The sequence below is a fragment of the Pseudomonas sp. N40(2020) genome (genome assembly GCF_014472415.1).
In the GTDB taxonomy this organism is placed as follows: domain Bacteria; phylum Pseudomonadota; class Gammaproteobacteria; order Pseudomonadales; family Pseudomonadaceae; genus Aquipseudomonas.
Map to the genome: position 1 here is coordinate 1 of NZ_JACSZV010000078.1, position 7,612 is coordinate 7,612.

7 protein-coding genes are annotated in these 7,612 nt (G+C 58.4%); 3 read left to right on the forward strand and 4 right to left on the reverse strand.

All coding sequences use genetic code 11. The annotated features are described in order from the left end of the window. Positions 1-29: 29 nt before the first annotated feature. Complete coding sequence (locus tag IAI51_RS27590; RefSeq protein ID WP_187681355.1) at positions 30-389, reverse strand: MmcQ/YjbR family DNA-binding protein; 360 nt, start codon at positions 387-389, stop codon at positions 30-32. After that, the gene (locus tag IAI51_RS27595) at positions 386-1,294 is read right to left on the reverse strand and encodes a LysR substrate-binding domain-containing protein (protein WP_187681356.1); all 909 of its coding nucleotides are present in this window, start codon (positions 1,292-1,294) and stop codon (positions 386-388) included. The genes IAI51_RS27590 and IAI51_RS27595 overlap by 4 nt, the downstream gene beginning before the upstream one ends. Before the next feature lie 129 nt (positions 1,295-1,423). Between IAI51_RS27595 and IAI51_RS27600 the strand changes: the two genes are divergently transcribed. Together IAI51_RS27600 and IAI51_RS27605 are read left to right on the forward strand one after the other, a co-directional pair. Further along, positions 1,424-2,035 (forward strand): FMN-dependent NADH-azoreductase, encoded by a 612-nt coding sequence (locus tag IAI51_RS27600; protein WP_187681357.1) that lies wholly within the window; start codon positions 1,424-1,426, stop codon positions 2,033-2,035. Positions 2,036-2,273: 238 nt separating this feature from the next. Beyond that, positions 2,274-3,311: an alpha/beta hydrolase family protein gene (locus tag IAI51_RS27605; protein ID WP_187681358.1), complete on the forward strand. Its 1,038-nt coding sequence runs from the start codon at positions 2,274-2,276 to the stop codon at positions 3,309-3,311. A gap of 14 nt (positions 3,312-3,325) precedes the next feature. Here IAI51_RS27605 and IAI51_RS27610 read toward each other — a convergent pair whose 3' ends face one another. Further along, positions 3,326-4,513 carry an MFS transporter gene (locus tag IAI51_RS27610; RefSeq protein WP_187681359.1) on the reverse strand — a complete coding sequence of 396 codons (1,188 nt, stop codon included), beginning with the start codon at positions 4,511-4,513 and terminating at the stop codon, positions 3,326-3,328. Positions 4,514-4,671: 158 nt separating this feature from the next. Beyond that, entirely contained in the window at positions 4,672-6,258 is a 1,587-nt protein-coding gene (locus IAI51_RS27615; RefSeq protein ID WP_187681360.1) for an ABC-F family ATPase, read from the reverse strand. A 382-nt stretch (positions 6,259-6,640) separates the two neighbouring features. On the opposite strand from IAI51_RS27615, the gene lpxO reads away from it, so the two are divergent. Next, positions 6,641-7,540, forward strand: a complete 900-nt coding sequence (gene lpxO, locus IAI51_RS27620; RefSeq protein ID WP_187681361.1) for a lipid A hydroxylase LpxO — start codon at positions 6,641-6,643, stop codon at positions 7,538-7,540. The last annotated feature ends 72 nt before the right edge of the window (positions 7,541-7,612 follow it).

The window sequence follows — 7,612 nt, forward strand, 5'->3', positions numbered from 1 at the left end:
GCCTTCGGCAGCTCCTACAGGGATCGGGTTTACAGCAATAATCCGATCTGTGTCTTTTTGGGCAACTTGCCTACTACCAACTGATGCGAGCGTTGCAGCAACCCCTGCAACTCCTCGGCGCCCAGCGGGTAGGGCGGGTGCATGATGATCCACTGCGCCCGCGCCAGGTACGGCGCCGGGTGAATGCCCGGGCGATCGCAATGGCCGAGAAACAGATCCTTGTCGACCTTGAACGCCAGCGAATCTCCGCGCAGCCCCTGCAAGGCAAACATCTTGTTGCCGGCAATCGAAAACACGCGCACGCCACCCCACTTGTAGTCTTCGCGCGCACCGGGTAATCCCAGGCAAAACGCGGCAACGTCCGCCTCGCTCATTTTTGCCTTTTTCATAACAACCGCTCCCCACAGGCATTGAACGATTCGACCAGGTGATCGATCCACGCGCGCACCGCCGGCATCACCCCGCGACGATGCGGATAGACCGCTTGCAACCAGCCACCGGGTAGCGACCACTCGGGTAGCAATTGCACCAGTGTGCCGTTTTGCAGTTCCTCCTCGCAGTACATCATCGGCAGCAAGGTGAAGCCCTGGCCGGCCAGCACACAGGCCTTGCGCACAATAAAGTCATCGATGCCCAGCCGAGCTTCCATGTTCAACTCGAAACTCTTGCCCTGTTGATCGAACAACCGCACGTGAACCATGCGATCGGCCTCCAGAGCGCCAAGCACCGGCAGACTCTTCAGATCCTGCGGATGGCTGATCGACTGCCCCTGAGTAAACGCCGGGCTGGCCACCACCACCATTTGTGCCTGACGCAGACGCCGGGTCACCAGCAACGGATCTTCATCGCCGTGTTCACGCACGCGCAGGGCGACATCAAAGCCTTCAGCGACCAGATCGACCCGGCGGTTGACCAACACCACTTCCAGTTGCACCTGGGGGAACTTGCCGAGGAATTCGCTGATGACCCACGGCAACATTTCCCGCGCCAGACCCGTTGGGCAGGACACACGCAAGCGTCCTCGCGGCTCGCTCGACATGCTTGCCACTGCCTCGTCAGCCATTTCCGCTTCCAGCAGCATGGCCTGACAGTGGCGCAAATAACGCTCGCCAACCGCGGTGAGATTCAACTGCCGGGTGGTACGTTGCAGCAAGCGGGCACCCAGGCGTTCTTCGAGTTCAGCGATGCGGCGCGACAGCCGCGACTTGGGAATGCCCAGCAATCGCCCGGCGGCCGCAAAGCCGCCGGCCTCGACGACTTTGGCGAAATAGTAGAGATCGTTGAGGTCTTGCATCGTAGAGAATCCGACTGTTCTATCAGTGGGACAAACTATCGCATTGTCGGCGGCTAATCATCCATTGGTTTCTTCCGTAGGATTGTCTCTATTCCGTCGCCACCGGCGATTCATTCCAGGAGATTCCACATGAAACTGCTGCATATCGATTCGAGCATTCTGGGCGACAACTCGGCTTCCCGTCAGTTGAGCAGCCAGGTCGTCAAAGCCTGGCAAGCCGCTGAGCCAAGCGTCGTGGTGACCTACCGTGACCTCGCCGCTGACGCCATCAGCCACTTCTCGTCGACCACCCTGGTGGCGGCCGGCACCACCGCTGAACTGCGCGACGCCGCCCAACAGCACGAGGCCGAACTGAGCGCTTCGACGTTGGCCGAATTCATCGCTGCCGACGCGGTAGTCATCGCTGCACCGATGTACAACTTCACCGTGCCGACCCAACTCAAAGCGTGGATCGACCGTGTTGCCGTTGCCGGTCAAACTTTCCGTTACACCGAAGCCGGCCCTGAAGGCCTGTGCGGCGGCAAGAAAGTGGTGATCGTGTCCACCTCCGGCGGCATTCATGCCGGCCAGGCCAGCGGTATCGCTCACGAAGAATATCTGAAGCTGGTACTGGGCTTCCTCGGCATCACTGACATCGAAATCGTCCGTGCCGAAGGCTTGGCGTATGGCGACGAAGTGCGCAACAACGCCATGACCGCCGCTCAAGCGAAGATCAGCGAGCAGTTGTTCGCCGCCGCGTAAGGCTTGCGTAAAGAACAGCTCTCGTTCAGGCAATCCCCCGAAAACTCTGTATTCTGGTTCCGCAAGGGCCAGATGCGGAGTTTTTTGTATCTGACTGTTACATAATCTGGCCCAGGTTATGCAGTCAAGCGATCAGCGTCTGAGTGCAGTGTTGAGTCGGAGTACCGAATCCCCGGCGTTTCCGGCCTTCACAACGCAATGGATCTTTCGATTGAGTAACAACAGGGTAGGGCAGCCCATGATGCGTCTTTGTGCAACGTTACTGATTTGCCTGCTCGGCAGCCTGAATTCAGTGCAAGCTGCGCCGGGGCGCCATCCTGTCTGGAGCGTCGGTTACCACGAGATGACGTTCCTCGATCCGTTGGATCTGCAACCGATGCGCGCCATCGCGTTCTATCCTTCCAGCGACCGCGAACATATGAGCCTGCTCGAAGGTTATTCAGTCGAGGCCGGCGAAGATACCAAAGTCGCCATGGGCCGTTTTCCGATGTTGATGCTGTCCCATGGCAACACCGGCACGCCACTGGCGCTGCACGACCTTGCCACGTCGCTGGCGCGCAAAGGTTTTGTGGTGGTGGCGGTGATTCATCCCGGTGACAACTCCAAGGATCACAGCCGACTCGGCACCCTGAGCAATCTCTACGGGCGGCCAATCCAGATTTCCGAAGCGATTACCGCAACCCTTGGCGACTCCATGCTGGCGCCGTTCGTCAATGCCGATCAGGTTGGTGTGATCGGTTATTCGGCTGGGGGCGAGACGGCGTTGATTCTGTCAGGGGCGCAACCGGATCTGGATCGCCTGCGCCGCTATTGCCAGGAACGCCCGGACGATCGTGACGCCTGCAACACTCAGGGCGAACTCATCGTTGATCGTGATGACTTGCAACCGGTGGCCGATCAACGCGTGCATGCGTTGCTGTTGATGGCGCCACTGAGCCTGAAGTTCGGCCGCCATACCCTGGCTGATGTGCATGTGCCAGTGCTGCTTTACAGCGGCGATGGCGACAAACTCGTTGCGTTCGATAAAAACGCTGCGGCACTGGCGCGTAAACTGCCGACTGCGCCCGACTTCAAGTTACTGGCCGGGGCAGGGCACTTTGTGTTTATGGCGCCGTGCAATGAAGAGCAGATCATCGCCATGCCGGCGCTGTGTACCGATGCCGATGGCGTTGATCGTGAAGATATCCATCGCAATCTGATCTCGGAAGCCGGACGGTTCTTTGCGCATACGCTGGGCAGGCCGACGCGGGCGGGGATGCAGACGGCAGATCAATAAACGATCTTTTGCTTTTAAGCCATCGCCCGGCGCTTGAGCAGCAAGGTCAGCGCCAACCCCGTCACCGACAACAGCGCCGCACTAAAGAAAATCCACGAATACCCCAGATTCAACGCTACCGCTCCCATCAACGGCCCGGCAATCGCCAGCGCCAGATCGAAGAACACCGCATAAGCACTCAACCCGGCGCCACGGCTGGAGTTGGGCACTTGCTTGATCGCCTCGACCCCCAGCGCCGGATACACCAGTGAAAGCCCGAACCCGGATAATCCCGCGCCGATCAACGCATAGGCGGTGGAGGGTGCCAGCCATAACATCACCAGGCCTACAGTTTCGACGCTCATGCAGATGATCGCTGAAGTGAAACCGCCGAAACGGCCAATGGCAGAAATGAACATCAACCGCGAGAGGATGAAGCACACCCCGAACACCGTCAGGCAATACGCCGCGCCACTCCAGCCACGGTTGAGGTAATACAGGGTGATAAACGTGGTCAGCGTGCCGTAGCCGATCGAGGCCAGGCTCAAGCTGGCGCCAAACGGGGCAATGCGGCCAAACACGGCCCAAAACGGCAGGCGCTCGCCACGCACCACCGGCACCGAAGGTTTGTTGCGGATCAACACCAGCGCACCCGCCGCCAGCACCGACAGTGCAATGCCCAGACTGGCGAAACCATATTCGGCAACCATGACCACACCCAGTGGCGCGCCAATGGCAATCGCGCCGTATGACGCGATGCCGTTCCAGCCGATCGACCTTGCTGTGTGCTCTACACCGACCTGACCCATGCACCAACTGATGGTGCCGACACCGATCAGTCCCTGCGCTACGCCCAGCAGCAAGCGCCCGACAATCAGAATCAACAGGCTCGGCAGCGGATAGCTTTGCAGCAAGGTCGAAATCAGCGTCAACCCGCCACTGAGCACAATCCCGATCAAGCCATAAACGATCGCCCGTTTGGTGCCGACGGTATCCGACATGCGCCCGGCCATCGGTCGACTGAGCAGGGTGGCCAGGTACTGCGAGCCGATGACCAGCCCGGCGATGATCGCGCTGAAACCCAGCTGTTCGTGGACGTAACCGGGCAACACCGCAATCGGCAGACCGATGCAGAGGAAGGCAATAAATGTATAGAAAACGATAGAGACGATCTGCAGGGTGATCGCCATGGAGCTTTGCGGTGGCTGTTGCTGCGCAGACATGAGGACTCGTTCGCGGGCGGCGGTGGGAGAGTCGGCATCATGGCTTGGGCCTGAAATAAAAGAAAGCAGGCTAACGATCAACGAACGATCATGGCGTATCCGGAAATGCAAAAAGCCCCGTCACATGGACAGGGCTTTCAGTTAGCGCAAATCGCTTCTTAGAACACCACACCCTGACTACGCAGGTAGTCATCATAGGTGCCGCTGAAGTCGGTCACGCCGTCCGGGCTCAGCTCGATGATGCGCGTGGCCAGGGACGATACGAACTCACGGTCGTGGCTGACAAAGATCAGCGTGCCCGGATAGTTTTCCAGCGCCAGGTTCAGCGCCTCGATCGATTCCATGTCCAAGTGGTTGGTCGGTTCGTCCATGATCAGCACGTTCGGTTTTTGCAGGATCAGCTTGCCGAACAGCATGCGACCTTGTTCACCACCGGAAATCACCTTGACCGACTTGAGGATCTCGTCGTTGGAGAACAGCATGCGACCCAAAGTACCGCGAATCATCTGCTCGCCCTGAGTCCACTGGCCCATCCAGTCGAACAGGGTGACGTCGTCTTCGAAGTCGTGCGCGTGATCCTGAGCGTAGTAGCCCAGTTCTGCGGCGTCGGTCCACTTGATGCTACCGGCATCCGGCGTGAGCTCGTTGACCAGAGTACGCAGCAGGGTGGTTTTGCCGATACCGTTCGGGCCAATGATCGCCACGCGCTCGCCCGCTTCAACCTGGAAGCTGAAGTCTTTGAACAACGGCTTGCCGTCGAAACCTTTGGCCATTTTTTCGACCATGACCGCCTGGCGGTGCAGCTTCTTGTTCTGATCGAAGCGGATGAACGGGCTGACACGGCTCGAAGGCTTGACTTCAGCCAGCTGGATCTTGTCGATCGCCTTGGCGCGGGAAGTAGCCTGCTTGGCTTTCGAGGCGTTGGCCGAGAAGCGGCTGACGAACGATTGCAGCTCGGAAATCTGTGCTTTCTTCTTGGCGTTGTCCGACAGCAGTTGCTCGCGGGACTGGGTCGCCACGGTCATGTACTCGTCGTAGTTGCCCGGGAACAGGCGCAGCTCGCCGTAGTCCAGGTCAGCCATGTGGGTGCACACGCTGTTCAGGAAGTGACGGTCGTGAGAGATGATGATCATCAGGCTGTTACGCTGGGTCAGGATGTTTTCCAGCCAGCGAATGGTGTTGATGTCCAGGTGGTTGGTCGGTTCGTCGAGCAACAGTACTTCCGGATCGGAAAACAGCGCCTGAGCCAGCAACACACGCAGTTTCCAGCCTGGCGACACTTCGCTCATCGGGCCGAAATGCTGTTCGATGCCGATACCCAGGCCCAACAGCAGCTCACCGGCACGGGATTCGGCGGTGTAGCCGTCCATTTCAGCGAATTCGGTTTCCAGCTCGGCTACCGCCATGCCGTCTTCTTCGCTCATTTCCGGCAGCGAGTAGATGCGGTCGCGCTCGGCCTTGACCTTCCACAGCTCTTCGTGACCCATGATCACGGTGTCGATCACGGTGAATTCTTCGTAAGCGAACTGGTCCTGGCGCAACTTACCCAGGCGTACGTTCGGCTCAAGCATGACTTGGCCGCCGGACGGGTCGAGGTCGCCGCCGAGGATTTTCATGAAGGTCGACTTGCCGCAACCGTTGGCGCCGATCAGGCCATAACGGTTACCCGCGCCAAATTTGACCGAAACGTTTTCGAAGAGCGGCTTGGCGCCGAACTGCATCGTGATGTTAGCTGTAGAGATCAAGAGTTATTCCTGCGAAGCATTCTTAAAAAGCGAGGGTGCGGCTGGAGCGCTTGGCCCGAGTCAAAGTGCGCTGAGGCGGGGAAGTCCCGTCATCAACCAAGGGGGGCGCGTAAAGTTTGGCGGCGATTGTACTGGTCTGGCTCTTTAAACGATAGGGCGAAGACGCCGAGAGCGTCGATTGGCGCAATCACGGGACAGTTTTTCACAGATGAAGGTTCACTATCGGTTACAAAGTGTGGCTAAAATGCCAGCCATTCACCCAGCGCCCTAGAGCGGCGCGGGCTCAAGGACGTGCCATTTTGTAATCAGACCACTGCATCAGACGCTGGGCCTCAGGCCGCCAGGCGCGCAGTTTTTTTACTTCTGACGTGTGACGATTTCCGTGAAACTCATCATTGCTGCTATTTATGTCATTTCCATTGCATACGTCCACTTGCGTGGACGCGTGCGGCACAAGCTGGGCCGGCAGTTGAGTGACCACTCGACGTTTCTCGCGCCGATCAACTGCTTTCTGTACCTGTTCTCGAAAAAGCCGAACCAACCGTATCTCGATCCGTCCGAGTTTCCCGATCTGAGCCCGTTGCAGGCGCACTGGGAAGAAATTCGCGAAGAAGGACAGAACCTGCTCCGTGCCGGCGAGATCAAGCGTTCGAACCAGTACGACGATGTCGGCTTCAACTCGTTCTTCAAAAGCGGCTGGAAGCGTTTCTACCTCAAGTGGTACGGCGAAAGTCATCCGTCGGCGATGAAGTTGTGTCCGCGCACCACCGAGCTGGTGCAAAGCATCGGTTCGATCAAGGCTGCGATGTTCGCCGAACTGCCGCCGGGTTCCAAACTGGTACGCCATCGTGATCCGTACGCCGGCTCCTACCGCTATCACCTGGGTCTGGAAACGCCCAATGATGCCGGTTGCTACATCAATGTCGACGGGGAGAACTACCACTGGCGCGATGGCGATGCGGTAATGTTCGATGAAACCTTCATTCATTACGCAGAAAACACCACCGACAAGAACCGGATCATCCTGTTCTGTGACATCGAGCGTCCGATGAAGTATCGCTGGGCCGCAGCGTTCAATAGCTGGTTCAGCCGCACGGTGATGTCTGCAGCGGGTGCGCCGAACGATGCGGGTGACCGGACCGGTGGGATCAACCGGTTGTTTACCAAAATCTACAAGATCCGTTTGCGGGGTAAAGAGCTGAAAAAGCGTAATCGTGCACGGTATTACATGGAGAAGTGGGCGATTTTTGGCGGTTTGTTGGCGGTCTTCATCCTGATCTGATTGACGCGCCGCCCCCCGTTCACTGTAGGAGCTGCGGCACGCTGCGATCTTTTGATCTTGGCCCTTAAAAAC